Origin of the sequence: Trichocoleus sp. DQ-A2 (assembly GCF_039961915.1) — a bacterium.
In the GTDB taxonomy this organism is placed as follows: domain Bacteria; phylum Cyanobacteriota; class Cyanobacteriia; order Cyanobacteriales; family FACHB-T130; genus FACHB-T130.
Genome location: NZ_JAMPKD010000002.1, coordinates 42307 through 61221, shown reverse-complemented (window position 1 = coordinate 61221; position 18915 = coordinate 42307). Strand labels below are relative to the sequence as shown.

15 protein-coding genes are annotated in these 18915 nt (G+C 46.4%); 6 read left to right on the top strand and 9 right to left on the bottom strand.

What is annotated here, in order from left to right; all coding sequences use genetic code 11:
- Positions 1-436: 436 nt before the first annotated feature.
- Positions 437-991 (bottom strand): Dps family protein, encoded by a 555-nt coding sequence (locus NC997_RS01765; protein ID WP_190415157.1) that lies wholly within the window; start codon positions 989-991, stop codon positions 437-439.
- A gap of 320 nt (positions 992-1311) precedes the next feature.
- On the opposite strand from NC997_RS01765, the gene NC997_RS01760 reads away from it, so the two are divergent.
- The 3 genes from NC997_RS01760 (at position 1312) to NC997_RS01750 (ending at position 2919) form a co-directional block, all read left to right on the top strand.
- Positions 1312-1584 carry an Asr1405/Asl0597 family protein gene (locus tag NC997_RS01760; protein ID WP_190415158.1) on the top strand — a complete coding sequence of 91 codons (273 nt, stop codon included), beginning with the start codon at positions 1312-1314 and terminating at the stop codon, positions 1582-1584.
- Positions 1585-1602: 18 nt separating this feature from the next.
- Positions 1603-2262: a (2Fe-2S) ferredoxin domain-containing protein gene (locus NC997_RS01755; RefSeq protein ID WP_190415159.1), complete on the top strand. Its 660-nt coding sequence runs from the start codon at positions 1603-1605 to the stop codon at positions 2260-2262.
- A gap of 120 nt (positions 2263-2382) precedes the next feature.
- Positions 2383-2919: a Uma2 family endonuclease gene (locus NC997_RS01750; RefSeq protein ID WP_190529333.1), complete on the top strand. Its 537-nt coding sequence runs from the start codon at positions 2383-2385 to the stop codon at positions 2917-2919.
- Between the two features lie 48 nt (positions 2920-2967).
- On the opposite strand, the gene NC997_RS01745 is transcribed toward NC997_RS01750, so the two are convergent.
- The 6 genes from NC997_RS01745 to NC997_RS01720 all read right to left on the bottom strand — a co-directional run bounded on the left by NC997_RS01745 (position 2968) and on the right by NC997_RS01720 (position 7771).
- On the bottom strand, positions 2968-3111 hold the full coding sequence (locus NC997_RS01745; RefSeq protein WP_190429615.1) for a hypothetical protein: 144 nt from the start codon (positions 3109-3111) through the stop codon (positions 2968-2970).
- A 15-nt stretch (positions 3112-3126) separates the two neighbouring features.
- Positions 3127-3381: a hypothetical protein gene (locus tag NC997_RS01740; protein ID WP_190529331.1), complete on the bottom strand. Its 255-nt coding sequence runs from the start codon at positions 3379-3381 to the stop codon at positions 3127-3129.
- 130 nt (positions 3382-3511) lie between these two features.
- On the bottom strand, positions 3512-4429 hold the full coding sequence (locus NC997_RS01735; RefSeq protein WP_190529329.1) for an alpha/beta hydrolase: 918 nt from the start codon (positions 4427-4429) through the stop codon (positions 3512-3514).
- A 21-nt stretch (positions 4430-4450) separates the two neighbouring features.
- Positions 4451-5458: a GTP-binding protein gene (locus NC997_RS01730; RefSeq protein ID WP_190529327.1), complete on the bottom strand. Its 1008-nt coding sequence runs from the start codon at positions 5456-5458 to the stop codon at positions 4451-4453.
- A gap of 241 nt (positions 5459-5699) precedes the next feature.
- Entirely contained in the window at positions 5700-6941 is a 1242-nt protein-coding gene (locus NC997_RS01725; RefSeq protein WP_190415165.1) for a Rid family detoxifying hydrolase, read from the bottom strand.
- Between the two features lie 185 nt (positions 6942-7126).
- Positions 7127-7771, bottom strand: a complete 645-nt coding sequence (locus tag NC997_RS01720; RefSeq protein WP_190415166.1) for a TetR/AcrR family transcriptional regulator — start codon at positions 7769-7771, stop codon at positions 7127-7129.
- 156 nt (positions 7772-7927) lie between these two features.
- Here NC997_RS01720 and NC997_RS01715 point away from each other — a divergent pair, with 156 nt between their 5' ends.
- Together NC997_RS01715 and NC997_RS01710 are read left to right on the top strand one after the other, a co-directional pair.
- Positions 7928-9577 carry a pitrilysin family protein gene (locus NC997_RS01715; protein ID WP_190529325.1) on the top strand — a complete coding sequence of 550 codons (1650 nt, stop codon included), beginning with the start codon at positions 7928-7930 and terminating at the stop codon, positions 9575-9577.
- A 28-nt stretch (positions 9578-9605) separates the two neighbouring features.
- Complete coding sequence (locus NC997_RS01710) at positions 9606-11111, top strand: pitrilysin family protein (protein WP_190529323.1); 1506 nt, start codon at positions 9606-9608, stop codon at positions 11109-11111.
- Between the two features lie 100 nt (positions 11112-11211).
- On the opposite strand, the gene NC997_RS01705 is transcribed toward NC997_RS01710, so the two are convergent.
- Positions 11212-13953 (bottom strand): zinc-dependent metalloprotease, encoded by a 2742-nt coding sequence (locus tag NC997_RS01705; RefSeq protein ID WP_190529321.1) that lies wholly within the window; start codon positions 13951-13953, stop codon positions 11212-11214.
- 604 nt (positions 13954-14557) lie between these two features.
- Entirely contained in the window at positions 14558-17638 is a 3081-nt protein-coding gene (locus NC997_RS01700; RefSeq protein WP_348257754.1) for a zinc-dependent metalloprotease, read from the bottom strand.
- 341 nt (positions 17639-17979) lie between these two features.
- Here NC997_RS01700 and NC997_RS01695 point away from each other — a divergent pair, with 341 nt between their 5' ends.
- Positions 17980-18852 (top strand): hypothetical protein, encoded by an 873-nt coding sequence (locus NC997_RS01695; protein WP_190529319.1) that lies wholly within the window; start codon positions 17980-17982, stop codon positions 18850-18852.
- Positions 18853-18915 lie beyond the last annotated feature (63 nt).

The following is an 18915-nucleotide window of genomic DNA, read 5'->3' as shown; positions in this document are numbered from 1 at the left end:
TTTTGCAACTTCTTTTGTGTCAACTGGCAAGTGTCTTCTTGGTACAACCAGCTCCCCTTGACCGGGCAGTTTGATCGAGGCTATCGATGTTAGAGACCAGGTTATCGCGTCTCTACCGCGATCGCGTCAAATCCGCCCTTCCATTCTGAACTCTTCGGTTCTCATTCCCCTGATGTAGGGAAGCCAAGAAATCCGCCTTTTAGGTTAGTTGACAACTAATTTCAACAAGCTTAAAATTAACTTCTGGGTTTTTCTTTACAACTTAATCAGAACTTTTACAACTTCATAATAAACAAGCAGAGAGAAGATATCTTCCCTCTGCTCAGTTAGTGTTACTCTCTGTCTTAAAGAACCACAGGTTAGGTACTGAAAATTTTAGCAGCCTGCATATCGAGGCTACATCTAGCTTACCTCAACGGGATTCAAGAGGCAGATACTAATTATTCGTAGTCTGGACAAAACCCAAGGTCAAGCTGTCTTTAGCGAGGAAGTGAGCCAGATGATAAGCCCGTTCTTCGGTTTTCAGCAAGATTGTTTCGTACAGATAACGGGTTGCGCGATCGCCCAAGCTTTCTGCTTGTCCTGCCTGACGCCGGATTAGCTGAATCATCGCTTGCTCGGCGGCTAAGTCGTGTTCCACCATCTGGCGGCAAGAAAATACCCCTTCATCTTCTGGCGTGAAGCAGCACAGTTCTGCTAACTTGGCAAAGCCAGCTACTGGAACGCCACCCAGTCCATCCAACCGTTCGCCAATATCATGAACGTGTCCCTGCACCTGTTCGTAGCTTTCGCTGAAGAACTCGTGCAGCATATAAAATTCTGAACCTTCGACCACAAAATGATGCTTTTGATATTGCAAGTACAGCGCCTGAAAACTCGCTAGAGCAATGTTGAAGCCCTCACAAACCGGCGTGGTGATACTGCGATCCAGCAACACTGGATTGTCATAAACCTGACCGAAGGAGCGCAATACACTCTGAGTTTCGGACATCGTTGTATTCTCCTCTCAATAAGCAACGGTTGTTGCTAATGCAGTAAGTGTATCACGCTAACCCAATTTTGGTGTCTCACTATAGTCTGAGCCAGTTTGACCCGATCCGCAGCAAGCGCTAGTTCCTCAGTTGTATCCTTGCCTATTTCTCGCAAGCAATTAAATTTTCAGTTAAGCTAGTTGAGAATTGTTGTCGTTTGAGTTATATGTATTAACTAGGGTGAAATTGTAAAAATTCCCTACGTCAGGGAATTTTCGGAAAGGCTAGCGAGTCCAGGGAAGTTATAGACAATGCTAATTTTTCGCGTCTGTGGGAACGAATGAATCCAATAGAGCCAATTGAGCCACAACCAGAAACAGGCAAGGTTGTTGAGGTGAATCGAGCAGATCGGTGGCAAGTTTATTACCGCTTGCGAGAGTTAGGAATTTCCTGTGGGTGTGCGGTTGACCAGCCCTTGCTGGTTGAGGTCTACAACACGACAGCAGCGATTCAGCTGTGGAGTGTAGTCAGGCAGTTAACTGCATCGCGCGGCGAGTTGGTGAGCCATCTGGAACGCTGCTGGCAGACGAGTAACGATCCAAAAGAAAGTTAAAAGAGGTTGTAAAAAAGCATGAGTAAATTTAAACAAAACAACTCAGAATTCCGCCTTGAGGGATGGTTACTCGGTTTTGTCATCGAAGATGGCTATAAAATCAAATATTTGAGACTCGCAACTTCAGAGGGTGAATGTCAGATCAAGCTTGCCAAAGAAGCTCGGATTTCCCTATTTCGCTCAGGAGTGACACCCGGTACTTGGGTTGAGGTTTTTGGCGAAACCAAGCTTAAGTTAAAAAGTGGAGAAGTCAAACAAAAAGCTTATCTAGTTAAACCTGGTGTTCCTCCCAGCCAATTGCAGGGAGTTACACAAGTTGAGGAAATTCAGGAATTGCCTCGACCTGCTAAAAAATTGCCTCTACCTTCCGGCGTCAAAGCGACAATTTTGGTGTGTAAAAAGTCCGATTGTTGCAAGTTGGGTGCTAATAAAGTTTGTCAGGCTTTAGAAGAAGGTTTGCGCGATCGCGGCTTGGACGACCAGGTTACGATTAAAGGAACTGGCTGCATGAAGCGTTGCAAATCAGGGCCAAATATCGTTATGCCGGATAAAACCCGCTACACTCGGATTAACGCTACAGAAATCCCTGAAATTATAGATAAACATTTTCCAGATGAGATGGTATCTGAAGAGCTAATTGCACCTCGTTTGGAGTGCGAAACAGCTAGGGTTCGTTAATAATTTTTCGTAATTTATAGATAATACATACCCCCAACTTCTTTTTATCAGGAAGTTGGGGGTATCGTCTATGTGCAGCCTGCCATAATATTAGTACCTGACCAAAGCGAGTAGATAACTATGGCGATCGCTACTGTAACCGAAAGCTGCTCTCTAGAAGACTTTATGGCTAATCCCCCCGATCGCATGGAGTGGGTGGATGGACAACTTGTGGAGAAAACGGGAATGACGGTAAAACATAGTATAGTTCAGACTAGGTTAGCTTGGGGCTGGAAAAATTTCATTACCCAATCTGGACAAGGAGGAGAGGTTGTTGTAGAACTTCCCTGTCGGACTTTGAAGCAGGGGCGTCGTCCTGATGTATCCTATCTCACAGCGGAATTGGTAGCGCAGTTTGGTGAGGCAGGAGGGTTGCCACAAAGTCCGCCACTGATTGCTGAAATCGCTTCTCCAACTGATTCAGCCGAGGATTTATTTGCCAAAGCAAGCGAGTATTTAGAATCGGGTTGTTCGGAAGTCTGGCTAGTATTTCCTGAGAGTCGTCGGATATTGTTAATTACTCAAAGTCAGACATTAGGGTTTAATACTGGTAATGTAGTGAGTACGCAATTGGTACTCAGAGGATTTAGTGTAGCGCTAGATGAATTGTTAGCTTGAAGCTGACAGTTGATAGAGATTTTAAATATTACTAAATGGATAGTAATTTTAGCGCGAGTAGCGTGGCAAGAGCGATCGCCTAAAAGTTACGTGGATTAAGCAAAAACCCACCATCACCGCCTGAAGACGGGCATAGTGGGTAAAGAGAAGGAAATTCTTCAACTCAAGAAAGCGCGATCGCTTTTTTGGCATCGCCGTCCATCTTGGCTAAAGCGTAAAGTGACCTTGCATTTGACTTAGAGCCTTAGTGCAAGCAGCGCAACTGCACCCTAGATGGTCTTTGATAGGATTACTCGGTTGCACAGATGCAGGCACTTGTTGATCTTGCACGACAATAACTTGTGCAGTTGGTGCAGACAGCATCGTATTTGAAGCTTCAGCGGCTTGTGCTGTATTCGCTAGCAGGAGCATTGATGCCAAAATTATCGGACAAGTAAGCAAAGCAAGAGCAATTCTGTTCATAATTCAAAAGCTGACAGTTTTTGATGGCATTATAGCCAATTAATTGCCCGCTAAGTTTTGCTGAACGGCAACCAAATCCTTAGCTGTGTTAGCTTGGCTTGGCTTGAGGACAAAGTAAATGCGATCGCACTCACCCACCCCCATCCATCAAAAATGGCAAGATAGTAGCACCTACAGCATCTGCGTACTCTTCATGTAATCCCAACGAACCGGGAAGCCTGACTGTCTGCACTCCTGGGACATTCGCCATTGCTTCCATTTCTTCCTTTGATTTCGGGGGCGCTTGTTCGCCAATGACTACCATCACGGGTAACGGTAAAGGCTGAAACCAGGCGAGAAAATCGTCTCTATGATTCACCGGATCTAAACCTCCGGTGACGAAGGCGGCGGGAGCAAAACGCGCTCCTGGTTGATGTGCTGTCTGCAACTTTTGTTCGAGTCGGGAGGGACTCAACGAGTTAGGTTCAACGTAGACATGGCGACGATACATCAAGCTAATGAAGGACTCCGTGGTGTTTAGCTTGTAGAGAGCTTGTCCTAAAATGGGCGATCGCACTACATTTCTCAGCGTTCCAAACCACCCTTGCTGTTTACCCATCATCGTCGGAAATGGCCCGCGCCAAGTGGGAGCCGCTAAAACAATCCGCGACAAAACGGACGGTTGTTGCCGCGCTAGCTGCATTGCGTAACCAGCAGCGTGTCCAGCAGCAATGATGGATACTGGCGTATTAAAAACATTTTTGACAAAATCTTGCAGAAATTGGTGATATAGGGCGGGTTGATAGTTCAAGGGTAGACGAGGCGATCGCCCAAATCCAGGCCAATCGAGAGCAACGGCTTGAAACTGAGATGATAATAACTCTGCCAGTCCGCGCATTTCCGCGCGTGTAGAAACGGTGCTGAAAGCTGGCAGAAGTAATATAGGAGATCCTTTGCCTAGAGTTTCATAAACTATGGGTAATTCTTGTCCTTCCCAAGTCCAGAGATATTCCTGAACGGTTCCGCCAATTCCGACAGTACTAGGTGCAGAAATCGTTGAAGTTGCCATAAGACACAATCCCTATTTTATTTACTCTAGGCAATCTTTTAACTGTTGTTGAATTTGGGCTTCATTCAAGTTACGCCCAATAAATACCAGTTGATTGCTCTTTTGAGAAATCCACTTGTCAGTTTTCATCTCAACCCGTTTACCGCACATTTGAAAGATGTGGCGTAAACTACTTTCCTTAAACCAGAGTAAACCTTTGGCGCGAAAAACGTCTTCGGGAAGTTGTTCGGTTAAAAATTGTTGAAATTTCTCTAAAAGGAGAGGGCGATCGCTTTCAAAAGAAAATGACATGAAACCATCATTCTCTAAGTGGTGGGAATGATCGTGATGGTGATCGTGATGGTGATGATGGCTAGATTCCTCTTTAGCTGGATAAGATTCCGCTTGGGAAACTCCCACATCTAAAATTAGTGGCAGAGGAACTTGTCCGTAGGAGGTTCGCAAAACTCTTGCGCCTACTTTCATGGCGCGAATGTAGTCTTCCAACTCCTTGACTTGGGCTTCTGGAACCAAATCGGTTTTGTTCAGCAGAATGATGTCACCATAGGAAATCTGATTGAGGGCGGCATCACTTTCAAAATGCTCCGGTGTAAACGTTTCCACATCCACCAAAGTCAAGATAGAATCAAGCCGAGTTAGATCGCGCAAATCTGTACTAATGAAGGTCAAGGCAATGGGCAATGGATCGGCAATTCCGGTTGTTTCGACAATTAAGTAATCGATGCGATCGCTTCGTTCCAGCACCCGATAAACTGCATCAAGCAATCCATCGTTGATGGTGCAACAAATACAGCCATTGCTTAGTTCGATCATATTTTGATCGACGGATATTAAGAGCTGGCTATCAATATTAATATTACCGAATTCATTAACTAAAACTGCTACCTTTAAGTCTTGACAATTATGCAAAATATGGTTGAGTAGCGTTGTTTTACCACTACCTAAAAAGCCTGTAACGATCGTGACTGGCATTCCCCGTTTAGGAATATCCGGAATTAGGTTTTGTTTGGGTGCTGTAAGATTGTTCATTGCTCTGTCGGTGTTAATTGAGCGATGCAGACATGGATTCGCACCATGCGGCGTAGCATTTCCGAGGACATGGTAGTTCTCAGAATGCCGGGATAATTTTAATAATGATAACTATTATCATAAGGGATCGCGGGAGGTGTTTTGTCGGCAACCCTTCTACCAATCGCTCGCAGGCTATACAGGCGTAGGTTAGAGTAGCGAGTTCTAACCTACAATGCGATCGCGCTTGGCGTTATCGGTCTTAAATTACCGCAATGCAGTCAATTTCTACCAGCACATCCTTGGGTAGACGGGATACTTGCACGCAGGCACGGGCAGGGGCTGTCTCTGCGTCAAAATATTTACCATAAACTGCGTTAACCGCAGCAAAATCATTCATATCTTTGAGAAAGACGGTGGTTTTGACCACATTCTCAAAGTTAGCGCCAGCCGCAGAGAGAATCGCTTCAAGATGAGCCATTACCTGTTCTGTTTGCTTGGCTACATCGTCGGTGTAGACAATATCACCGATTCTGGGATCGATGGCAATTTGACCAGCGACGAAGATCATCTGACCACTGGCAGCGATCGCTTGATTATACGGTCCGACTGGTGCTGGTGCGTTCTCGGTGCGAATTACTTTGCGTGTCATTGATGTTTGTGTTGGTAACGATGTTTCCTGTTTGCGGGGTTCTGTATCAGAGGCTAAGGACTTGTAAACTTCCCCATCGGGCATTATCGCGCCCGTGAAATCCGCACCCTTGATGCTTGCTCCATAAAGGTTTGCATCAGTCAAATCTGCTTTTTTCAGGTTGGCTCCATTCAGGTTTGCCCCCATGAAATTTGCTCCTTGCAGACCTGCTCTCTCTAAATTTATCCCTCGCAGACAGGCTTTTCTAAACTGTATGTTTGTCAGTTCTGCTGCGCCTAAATCTACCTCAGCAAAATTCATAGCTGACAAATTATAGCTGGGCAACTTGACACCCCGGAGCTTGGCTCCCTGGAGGTTGGCATCTTGGATGTTAACATTAGCTAATTCTGCCCGACTTAAGTCAGCTTCAGCTAAGTTTGCACCCGTTAGTTTCGCATTACTCAAGTTTGCTCTAACAAGGTTGGCTTGACTTAGAGACGCTTTAGTTAGGTTGGCACTATTTAGTTGAGCATCACTTAGGTTTACATTGTCTAGGTTGGCATTATTAAAGTTAACACCACTCAAGTTTGCCTTACTGAGGTTGGCACCGCTGAGTTCTGCCAAACCCAAATTTACTGAAGAAGCTTGCACCCCACTCAGATTTGCTCCAATTAAGGATACTCTGCTAAATTTTGCGCCAGTGAGGTTGGCATTAGCCAAGTTTGCCTGATTTAACTCAGCTCCGGTCAAATCTGCATTCTGTAGGTCTATCCCATTTAGGTTTGCACCTGGGAGCTTTATCCCACTTAGTTTTGCTCCTTGAAAGTTCCGTTCGCGTTGGGCGTATCTTTTTAGAAGTTCTTCAGCGTCCATTGTTGGTTGAGCAATTATCGCGCACTTGCATCAGTTTAAGACACCAGGCGAACAGGAAATCGCTGGGGCATTATTTTAAACCTGCGAAGGCGGGTTTTGTCTGTATAGGCGCGATTTCTAATCGCCGGAGCTAATGCAAATTTTAAACGCTCGGATTAATGCAAATTCTAATTGCCGGACTAATCTTAATTGCTTGATTTCGCTAACACACCATTCAGGAAAATATCAGCTAACCCTTCTGCCATTTCTTGCATTGCTTTCGGGGAAGCATTTTCTCCCAATAGGGTGTCGTGGCTAAAACCGGCGATTGTGAACATCCCTAAGAAAACTTGGGCGACAATTCTTGGATTCATGCGGCGATAGGTGCCTCTATCCATTGCAGTTTGAAAGAAAGCTTCCGCCACATCCGTCATTTTGACAATGACTTCAGCTTGGATGCGATCGCGCAACTCTGGATGAAACTGCGCTTCGGTAAAGCAAACCCGCAGCATATCCGCATTTTCACGTAGATTCATCATCCGCCGATGCATCACCTGAGCTACAGCTTTATAGCTGCCCATTTCACTCAATTCGGTTAATAAATCTGTGAGAATTTCTACCCAGCCTTGCGTCGCCACCTCAATCAAGATCGCCTTTTTGTTCGGAAAATGACGAAACAACGTTCCTTCTGCAACCCCCGCTGTCGCGGCAAGATCGCGGGTTGTTGTCCCCTCATATCCCTGTCGGGCAAATAACCGCTGTGCTGCCTGTAAAATTCGGGTGTGAGTATCGTCTTCAGTATGAGCAACTTGCTTAGTTGTTCCTACCGTTTTCCGGTTAAAAATTCCCATATTAAGAAATAAATGGATGGATTACCACTAACACCCTAATGCAATTGTGCTATGGGCGAGTAATCAATCCCCCAAACCTTCACAGATTGTTAACACCACACAATCCACGTTAGAGTCAATATCTTGGAATTAGCGCTGCTTAATCTTTTGTATTGTATGAGTCAGTTTTGTCGATTCCTGTGTGTGTCAATCCCAACGACAGCACAACCGTTACGGGAAAGTTTGAACCCCAGCCCTCAACCGTCAAGACAGCGTCAGTGGCGAAGCATTCTGGCTTTTCTGCTCGCGCTGCTGCTGGGGTGGGGTATGCAGCCCAATGTGGCGTTAGCTCGTACCCAGACGCTTGAAAAGGCGGATGGGACTGCCACAACCCAATCGATTCAGCCCTATTTAGACCGGGTGATTCAGCGGGTGACAGAGTTTCGCTTAGAGAATGGTCTGAAGTTTATTGTATTGGAACGGCACCAAGCGCCGGTCGTGTCGTTTTACACCTATGCCGATGTGGGCGGTGCCAACGAACCCAATGGTCAAACAGGCGTTGCTCACTTTCTAGAGCATTTAGCTTTTAAGGGAACCACACGCATTGGTACGCAGGACTACAAGGCAGAAAAACCGCTTTTAGACCGTTTAGACCAGTTATCTGAACAAATTCAGGCAGCAAAAGCGGCAAAGAAATCGGCAGAAGTGACAACGTTGCAGGCAGAATTTAACAAAGTTGAAGCCGAAGCAGCAAAATATGTCAAGCAAAATGAACTGGGTCAAATTGTCGAACAAGCGGGAGGCGTCGGTCTAAATGCGGCAACCTCTACAGATTCCACAGTCTATTTCTACAGCTTTCCTTCTAACAAGTTAGAGCTGTGGATGTCGCTGGAGTCGGAGCGGTTTTTAGATCCGGTGTTTCGAGAATTTTATAAAGAGAAAGAAGTCATCCTGGAAGAGCGACGGTTGCGAACCGATAACTCACCCATTGGTCAAATGATTGAGGCTTTTCTGGATGCGGCTTTCAAAGTGCATCCCTATAAGCGTCCAGTGATTGGCTACGACCAGGACATCCGCAATCTTACCCGCGAAAATGTGCAGAAGTTTTTTGACACGCACTACGTCCCCAGCAAGTTAACTATTGCGGTCGTTGGGGATGTTAACCCAGTGGAAGTGAAACGGCTGGCTCAAGTTTATTTTGGACGTTACAAAGCGAGAACGGCGGAGCAGGAGCAATTACCGACGGAACCCAAGCAAACGGAAGCGCAGGATGTCACTTTGCGCCTGCAATCCCAACCTTGGTATCTAGAAGGCTATCACCGCCCAGCGATGAATCATCCGGATCATGCAATTTATGAACTGATCGGTCGATTGTTGAGCGATGGTCGGACTTCTCGCCTCTACAAGTCTTTAGTAGAAGAGCAGCAAGTCGCTCTGAATGCGGAAGGTTTTAGTGGCTTTCCGGGAGATAAGTATCCAAATTTGATGCTGTTCTACGCGCTAACAGCTCCCGGTCATACAGTGGATGAAGTGGCGGCGTCTTTGAGCAAGGAAATTGAGCGGCTGAAGACGGAACCCGTAGCAGCACTGGATTTGGATCGGGTGAAGACTCAAGCAAGAGCTGATTTATTGCGATCGCTCGATTCCAATATGGGCATGGCGATGTCGCTAGTGGACTATGAAGTGAAAACCGGCTCGTGGCGGAACCTGTTTAAGCAACTAGATGCGATCGCTACCGTGACACCCGCAGAAATTCAGCGCGTGGCGAAAGAAACTTTCCAGCCACAAAACCGGACAATTGGGCGAATTCTGCCTAAACAGGACTGAGGACTGAGAGGAAGAAGAAGGAAGAGGAATGAGTATGCAGTGGTTTAGGCAGAATTTGCGGAAGAAGGGCAAAGGAAAACAAAGGAAAAATTATTTTCTGTTTCTTTTGACTTTCTCCTTGATACTTTTGACATTTTTGATGCCAGCGGTAGCGGATACAGCGCGGCATTATACGGAGTTGAAGTTTCCGCCATTGCCGGAAATTCAGGTACCCCCGTACACGCGCTATCAGATGGACAATGGGATGATTGTGTATCTGATGGAAGATCGCGAACTTCCCCTCGTGAGTGGCACGGCGATGATTCGCACCGGCGCTCGTCTGGAACCAGAAAACGAGGTAGGTTTGGCTACGTTGGTTGGGGAAGTCATGCGGACTGGCGGAACCGCGAAGCACTCCAGCGATGAACTAAACCAATTGTTGGAACAACGCGCCGCTTCGGTAGAGAGCAGTATTGTTAGCACTGCGGGTAGTGCTGACTTTACGACGCTCTCTGAAGACTTGAAGGACGTATTTAGTTTGTTTGCTGAGGTAATCCAAGAGCCGATTTTTGCACAGGAAAAGCTAGATTTAGCCAAGACGCAACAGCGCGGTGAAATTGCGCGGCGGAATGACGACCCAGGTGGTATTGCTTCCCGCGAATTTGAGAAATTAGTCTATGGCAACAATAGCCCCTATGCTCGCACCGTAGAATATGCAACCTTAGACAACATTTCCCGCGATGACTTAATCAGTTTCTACCAGAAATATTTTCATCCGAAGAATATGATTCTGGGCATCGTGGGGGATTTTGACAGTAAGGCGATGCGTCAGATGATCCAGGAAAAGTTTGGGAACTGGAAGCCAAAAGGCACAGCGCAAACTCCACCGATACCAGGGGCGGAACAGGCAAAGCGGGGAGGCGTGTTTCTGGTAAATCAGCCGCAGCTAACCCAGAGTAATATTGTCATGGGTCATCTGGGCGGTCAATTGAACAGTCCTGACTATGCGGCTCTGTCAGTATTAAATGGAGTGTTAAACGGTTTTGGCGGACGGTTGTTTAACGAAGTGCGATCGCGCCAAGGTCTTGCTTACACGGTGTACGGTTATTGGGGCGCTCAATATGACTACCCAGGCGTATTCCTTGCTGGGGGACAGACTCGCTCTGATGCGACTGTGCCCTTCATTAAGGGCGTTTTATCGGAAATCGAGCGCATTCGCACCAATCCAGTGACGCCAGCAGAACTTTCCTACGCCAAGGAATCGGAACTCAATTCTTTTGTTTTTAAGTTCCAAGATCCCAGCCAAACTCTGTCGCGATTGATGCGATATGAATATTACGGCTACCCGAAGGATTTTATCTTCCGTTACCAGCGCGAGGTGGAAGCAACCACGATTGAGGATATTCAACGGGTTGCCCAAAAATATCTCCAGCCAGAGAACATTGTCACGCTGGTGGTCGGAAATGCTGCTGCGATTCAGCCGCCTCTAACCAGCATCACGCCCAATGTTACGTCGATAGATATTGCGATTCCAGGAGCATCAAAAAATAGTTAGTCCTTAGTCCTTAGTCCTTAGTTTTTGCAACAGACTAATGACTAATGATTATTTGTCACAGGTCAGGAATCATTAGTTAAATGACTCCTGACCTGTCAGTTTAATTTGATTGCATCTGAGCATCTAAGGCTTTAGAGATGCGATCGCGTGTTTCTTGCAGGTGTGCTTTGGTGTATTCATCTAAGTTCCCACTCCGGTGCCTGAGGCTGCCGTTGATGTCTTCACGCAATTGGCGCAATTTTGACCAGGCAAGCGTTCGGGCGTCTTCGGGCACGTCCTCAGTCCGCAACACCATGCCGATTAGTATTTGCAAATGTTCTCGCTGCAAAGCCCGACGAAAGCTGGATATCTTCACCGATTTGCTATCTGCTGGCTGCAACTCACTCCAAATGTCACTGTGCAAGGTATTAAATAGTTCGGGTAGCGTCAGTGCTTGATTTGGCTGACTTTTCAGTTCCAAGTCGCGCAGACGGTTGAGGCGATCGCCCGATAGCACTTCTCTCAAAACAATGCTTTGCGGGAAGAAGATGCTGTCGTGAACCGGAAAATCAAGGCGATTAATTGCAATATTATTGCTCCAATCCATCCAGCGCGAGGGTGCTAACTTATTGAGTAGATCCGGCGGGAAATTAAAAGCGTCTTCCGCAAAGACATACTTTTGCAATGCTGCCAAGGCTTCGCGCTGCTTGGCGACTGGCACAGGTTCAAAGGGTAAGCGTCCGTTGCGGTTTCCGGGGCGATCGCGGTAGAACGATTGTCCGCCAATATACTTAGTAATCAAGAACACGTTTTGCAAATAGTGCATGAACGCGGTGTTAAAGCGATCGCTGACTTCGCTGTAACTTTCGCCGGTGCCGGGATACCCTTTATTGAGACGATCCCATAGTTGGCGGTCGATATCCAGTTGCGATCGCGAGTAACCAAGCGGATCGCCACTCAGGTCATATTGGTTCACGGTGGGATCGAGGTCAAAACTGTCTTCATCAGAGGCATAAGCTAATTCTGGCTGACTCGATTTCTTGGCAATCTCATCGAGAAACCGCTGTTCGGCGATGGGAATTACCCCGCCGCTGGGTTTATAACCATACTCAATCGCCCACTCGTCATAAGCCCCCACTTTGCTGGTATAGTAATCTCCTTGCTTGACGCCTTGGGGTGCCAAGTTGGGTGGCAGATAGTCCATGACGGAACTCACCATCCCCTTAGCACGGGTGATGTCAGTGTTGTTCAATTCCTCTGGGGTGAGGAGGGTACTGCCACGGAAGTTGTGTCTTAAGCCTAGAGTGTGTCCGACTTCGTGAGCAATGAGCAATCGCACAAATTGATGAATGTACTCTTTCATGCGATCGCTTCTGGGACTGACATTCTGCAATAGTGACAGCGACAGCGACCCAACTGCCATCTGATTGGCAAATTGCATTCCCTTGCATCGATGGTTGTGACCATCATGCTCTAATAACGAAGGTTTTACCTGTCTATTGGCACCATGCGCCTCTCCACCATGCGCCTCTCCACCATGTTTAGACGAGTGAGAAGGCAAGAAGCCACGGTGACAAATACTGCTGTTCCCCTTCTGGTTCGGTTCGATCAGGTGGCGATATTCCTGCTTGAACGAATTCACAAAGTCAGCGTCCACGATAATGTCAGCATCCAAGATTTCCCCAGTCAACGGGTTGACGCGCGACGGCCCTAATGCAAATGCGGCATCCAAAGAATTGAACCAGCGAATCGTGTTGTAGCGCACATCAGCCGGGTCCCAAGTCGCATTTTCTGGCATCTGCTGCACTGCGATCGCATCCTTGAATCCCGCCTTCTCAAACGCGGCGTTCCACATCAAAACGCCCTCGCGGATGGCGTCGCGGTACTCAACCGGGACAGTATTTTCAATCCAGAAGACAATTTGTTTTTTGGGTGGCGACAAGGAAGCTGCGGGATCTTGCTTTTCTAGATTCCAGCGCTGGATGTAGCGCACAAACGGATCTTTACCACTTTTACTGGAAAAATCCTTGTAAACCGTCGTGAAGTATCCAATCCGTTCGTCGGCAAGACGCGGAATATAGCCGTTGTTTTCCGGTAGCTGGGAGAGACTGTAATGTACCTTCAGGGAAAGGGCGCGGCTGTCAGGCAACGTCGGCAAATACGCCCCGTCATCTCCACTAGGGTTAGAGAAGCCGTAAATCGACTCAATTTCCATGTTCAGGGGGAAAGCTTTGGCAGCACCGAAGTAGGTTTTGTCTTCTTCTAGCTGGTATGAAGCCTCCAAAGCAGTTTTTAAATACGAACTTAATCCAGGTAAATCGCTGAGTAGCAGGTTCCCCAGATCGACGAGAATGGTTTGGCGTTGCGGATGAATGCTGATAATTTTCAGGGAACTGAGAACGGAGTCAGAAAACCCTCGTTCTAGCGATCGCTGTTCTGGATTGCCGGGACTAGTACGGAAGTTCACGTTGCGGACGGCAAAGTGCAAATTGTTGTTGACTCGACGAAAGTAGAAAAGCATATCTTGCAGCGGCATTCCGCTGTAAAGACCTCGTTCGCCAATTCCGGAGTCTAAGGTAATGGTGGCAAGGTAGTTTTTATTGAGCTGTTCTGGTTTAATTTCTAGATATATTGTGCCGGTTTGTTTGTTTCGGTAAACGGTAAATAATCCTTCCAGCTTTTGAGTGTTTTTAACCGTCTCATCGAAGGATTGAAAATCCGAATTTTCTATATTTATATCTTTAGCTAAAACCTGAGAGGTTACGACTGGCTTCTGGGTGTTTGTAATGGCTGCTTTAGCTGAAGAAACATTTGCGAAGAATAGTCCCAGAAGGAAAAACACGTAGAATGGCGATTTTTTCATTTTGTCTTTAAACTGATTGACGATTACTAATTCAAGTCGGAACAATGATGGGTTTGGAAAATAGAGATGCCATTGTCGTCTCTAGAGCCTGTTCGTGGCTTTAGCAGAGGGTCTGTACCAGATACATATAGGAAACCTACCCACCCAAATTTTAAAATTCCGGATTTTCTAAATCTGCTTGGCTACGAATAATTTGTATTTTTTTGATTTCCCTTCACCAGGTACTTTATAAACCTCCTCTAAGGGGGACTAAAAACAGAACACAAATCCTTTGATTTCTCTTCAACAAAATCTAGAGAGCTATGTTGCACGCTAAAGTTGAGCGTCATCTTCAACACCATCTTTAAATGCATCAACGTCTCCCTGTTTAAGGTTCCCGTTCCAGTGTTCAAAAATACTATCCGTCAAAAAAAACAAAAAAGTTTACAGTGACGCGGCGCGTTACTGTCTGATTGACTCCCCCAATACATCTTGGTGAACCTCTCCCCAACCTCTCTCTTGCAAGGAGAGGGGCAAAGAGTTCTTTCCCCTTTCCCTTGTAGGGAAGGGAAAAGGGAGTTAGGTTTTCTCTTTCACGTTGCACCATTTATCGTTGATCGCAGATTCACTTCGATTCCAACTGGGCGTTTAAGGCTTTGTTAATGCGATCGCGTGTTTCCAGAAGATGCGCTTTGGTATAGGTGTCGAGGTTCTTCTGCTTCGATGCACTATCCAGCGATTTCCGCAGTTGTTGCAGTTCGTACCATGCTAGGGTTCGGGCATCTTCCGGTACCGATTCAGTCCGCAACACCATCCCCAGCATGATTTCCAGATGTTCGCGTTGCAAGGAACGGCGGAGGCTGGAAATATTCGCGGGTTTGCGATCGGATTGCTGTACCTCTGTCCAAATGCTATTTTGCAAGGTGTCGAAGAGTTCCGGTAGCGTCAGCGCTTCTCCTGGTTTTGTTTTCAGTTCAATGTCGCGCAGACGATTTAGGCGATCTTCGGATAGAAGCGATCGCAATACCCGACTTTGCTGCAACAGCAGGTTTTCATGAATTGGATAATCCAGTCGGAAAATCGGGATCGGATTTCCCCAATGTCTCCAGCGCGACGGTGCCAACTGATTCAGCAATTGGGGCGGAAAATCAAAAGCGTCTGCGGCAAATACATATTTTCTTATTTTTGTCAATGCATCGCGCTGTTTTTCCAGCGGCACGGGTTCAAACGGCAAACGCCCGTTGGGATCTCCAGCGTGGTTGCGGCTAAATGACTGTCCGCCAATGTATTGACTCATCAAATTAGCATTACTGAAGTAGTAACTAAGTATCGTGTTAAACAACAGGCGCATTTCTGCATAGCTATCACCCCGCAACGGATAACGCTTATCCAAACGCCCCCACATCATCCGGGCGTTGTCCATCTGCGACTGTGAGTAGCGCAGCACATCGCCACTCAAATCCCAAAGACTGGCACCCGGATCGAGATCCAAGATGTCTTCATCCGTCGCATAGGCGTATTCTGGCTGGGGTGATTGGGAGGCAATTTGCTCTAAAAATCGCTTTTCAGCCACAAAATTTGTTGCCCCACTTGGTTTATAACCGTACTCAATCGCCCATTTGTCGTAAGGGCCAACAACGCCTGGATAATACTCTCCTTGCTTCACGCCTTCGGGTGCCAAGTTGACGGGAACGTAATCCATCACCGAACTCACCATTCCTTTAATGCGCGTGATGTCGGTGTTGTTCAATTCTTCCGGCTTTAGCAGAGTGCTACCGTGGAAATTGTGCCGCAACCCTAAAGTATGTCCAATTTCGTGGGCAATCAGGTGGCGGATATACTGATGCACAAATTCTTTCATTTCGTTGCTGCTAGGCAAGACATTGTGAACCAGCGATAATGCGATCGCTCCCATTGCTGATTGAGTAGCCGCTTCCATGCCATAGCAGAGATCGTGGTCTTGCAGGAGTTGCGAAAAATCGGGGGTAGATGATTGAGAATTTCTCTCTCCCTCTCTCTCCAATCCGTTGCAGAGATTGGGATTCCCCGCAATTTGGGAAAATAACCCGGTTCCCGACGACTGGCTTGACTCGACAAGGGTGCGATATCGCTGCCTAATCGATTGCACCATGTTGGCATCTACAATGATGTCGGCGTCTAAGATTTCGCCAGTCAGCGGATTGACACGCGATGGCCCCCTGGCAGAATATCCATCCAAAGAATTGATCCAGCGAATCGTGTTGTAGCGGACATCTGCGGGACTCCAGGTGGCATTATCCGGCATTTGCCGCACTTCAATCGCATCTTTAAATCCCGCCTTCTCAAAAGCTTTGTTCCACATCAGAACGCCTTCGCGGATGGCGTCGCGGTACTCAACCGGGACAGTGTTCTCAATCCAGAAGACAATCGGTTTCTTGGGTGGTGACAGAGATGCTTTCGGATCTTGCTTTTCCAAGTGCCAGCGATGAATATAACGAACAAAAGGTTCTCTGCGGTTGTCGTTGGAGAAGTCCTTATAAGCAGTAATAAAGTAGCCAATCCGGTCGTCAGCCAGACGCGGAATATAGCCGTTGTTTTCCGGTAGTTGGGATAAACTGTAATGTACTTTGAGGCTGAGTGCCCTGCTATCGGGCAAAGTAGCTAAATTTGCGTCCTCGCTACTTGTTGATGAGAAACCATAAACCGAGGAAATTTCGATATTGAGGGGAAAGGCTTTGGCGGTGTCGAAATACGACTTGTTGCTGTCGAGGCGGTAGGAAGTATTTAAAAACGTTTTTAACATTGAGGTTAACCCTGGCAAATCGGTCAGGAGTAAGTCCCCCATATCGATAAGCAGGGTTTTGCGTTGCGAATGAGTCGCTTTGATGTCTAGGGAGTAAAGGACAGAGTCGCTAAACGCCCGGTTGAGCGATCGCTCTTGCGGCTCCCCAGAGCGCGTGCGAAAGTTAACATTGCGAACCACAAAGTGTAAATTCTCGTTCACGCGACGAAAATAAAACAGGAAATCATTTAGGGGAACTCCGCTATAAATCCCGCGTTCTCCAATCCCCGATTCCATCGTCACGGTGCCGAGGAAGTTTTTATTGAGCTGTTCGGGCTTGATTTCTAAATAAATTTTGCCCGTCTTCTTGTTGCGGTAGAGGGTAAACAACCCTTCCACCTTCTCCGTATTTTTAACGATTTCATCAAAGCCAGACTTTTTAGTAGCTTTACCCGCGTCACCCGCGTCTGCCATCTGAAGCGCTGCCTGGTTGGCATCTTTCAGCAGCCCCAATATCGGTTGTAGCGGCACCGGACTGCCCTCCCCATACTGTTTTTTAGTATCTTTGACCATCCACGCAAAAGGCAGTTGCTCTGGCTGATTTTGGCTGTCTTTGATGACCCATACGTGAGAATACGGAGACGTGACAGAGGTAGGAATTTCGAGTGCTGACCCCTCTTCACTTTTTTGAGGCAACTTATTTGCGCTTCCCCGATCGAGAGGAATCTGTTGCAATTTATTAGTAAAACGGTCTGACTTCTGGCTTCCAGATAGCTGCTTCTTGGTAACAGCAGCCTCAAGCGATCGCATCTGTTGGCGATCGCCCAACCTTTCCACCGCTTTTAGAGGCACCAGCGCCTGCGCTGCTACTTGTAGCTCTATCCCGAACAACACTCCTTGTAGAACCAATAGATAGAACGGCAATTTTTTCATTTTGTTCAGCATCCGAATGACCATTCCTACTTCATCAAATCTTTAAAAAGTATTTCAGTATATTTACTGGAGCTTTACTCTAATTTTAGAGAATTGGGATTATGATACTTACGTGAAAGTCCTTAAGTATTTCTTTGCTAGAGTGCAATAGAAACTTTTCTCGTCAGTCTTTTCAGCGTAACCCAAAGGCTTGTTAAATGGAGACCTCCATTTAACAAACAGACTGTTTATTGTTATTGAAAACAGTCTAGGTGAAATTGTTCCTTTGTTAGTTCATCGCTTCGATCTGCAACTTTCAGCAGGTCAAAATTCTCATACCCAAAATTTTAGTGACATAAGGAAATAAGGTTTTTATGATAACCAAACAACGTCCCAGCTTACGCTTCTTGCTGTTCGCAACGCCTTTGATGGCTAGCTCTGCGTTCGTTGCTGCGCCTGGTTGGGCTGCAACTCTAGCCAAATCTGAAGCGACAGTAGAACTGAATAAATTTAGCCACTCACCTGTTGAGGTGGAGGCTTTTACTGAGGCTTTTACTGAGATATTTACAAGCAGTAGTGAGGTGACTGCCGATGCTGATGCCTTTGCAGAATTTACAGCCGATCCCTCCCCTAAAAAAACCTCCGCTTTCAATTTCTCTTTAAGTAAAATTGAGGGCGAAGGTAAGAGCTATTTTGGACAGGTGAAAAGCGTAGCTGGAGTGATTGGCTATAACTTTCTAGTAAATGCAGGTCAAACTTTCTCTTTCGATTTTTCAGCTTTTTTAGGTCTTAAAACCTCTATTGACGAACCAGAATTTGAATATGCTAGTGCGTCTGGCGAGGTAAATTTTCAGTTATATAACACCCAGAATAATAAAGATACGAAGACTTGGATTCCTTTAGACTTTTTTATCTTAGCCGGAAAAATAAAGACATTAGAACCTGGTGATTTTCTTGCTTATGAGAAGAGCGCCAACGTAACCGTTAAGCCAAATAAATTTTTTTTAGAGACTTCTTTTGGAGGCAACGAAGAAACTGCTGAAGCTTTTATTCAAGGTAAGTTTTCGCGTAAATTCGATAGCTTAACTTATCTAACCTTAGTAGAAACTAAGACAAATAAAGTGAAAGCAAGTAAGGCAATTGCTGAAACCCCAGAGTTTTCGAGTACCTTAGCTTTACTCTTATTCTGCTTAATGAGCGTTGGATATGAAGCCAGAAAGAAAGCTGTTGCAGTGAAGTCAAAATAAAAACGTCAGGCGACTAAAGTCGTAGCTACGCGAAGGAAGCCTGCCTACGTAGCCTTCATTTTT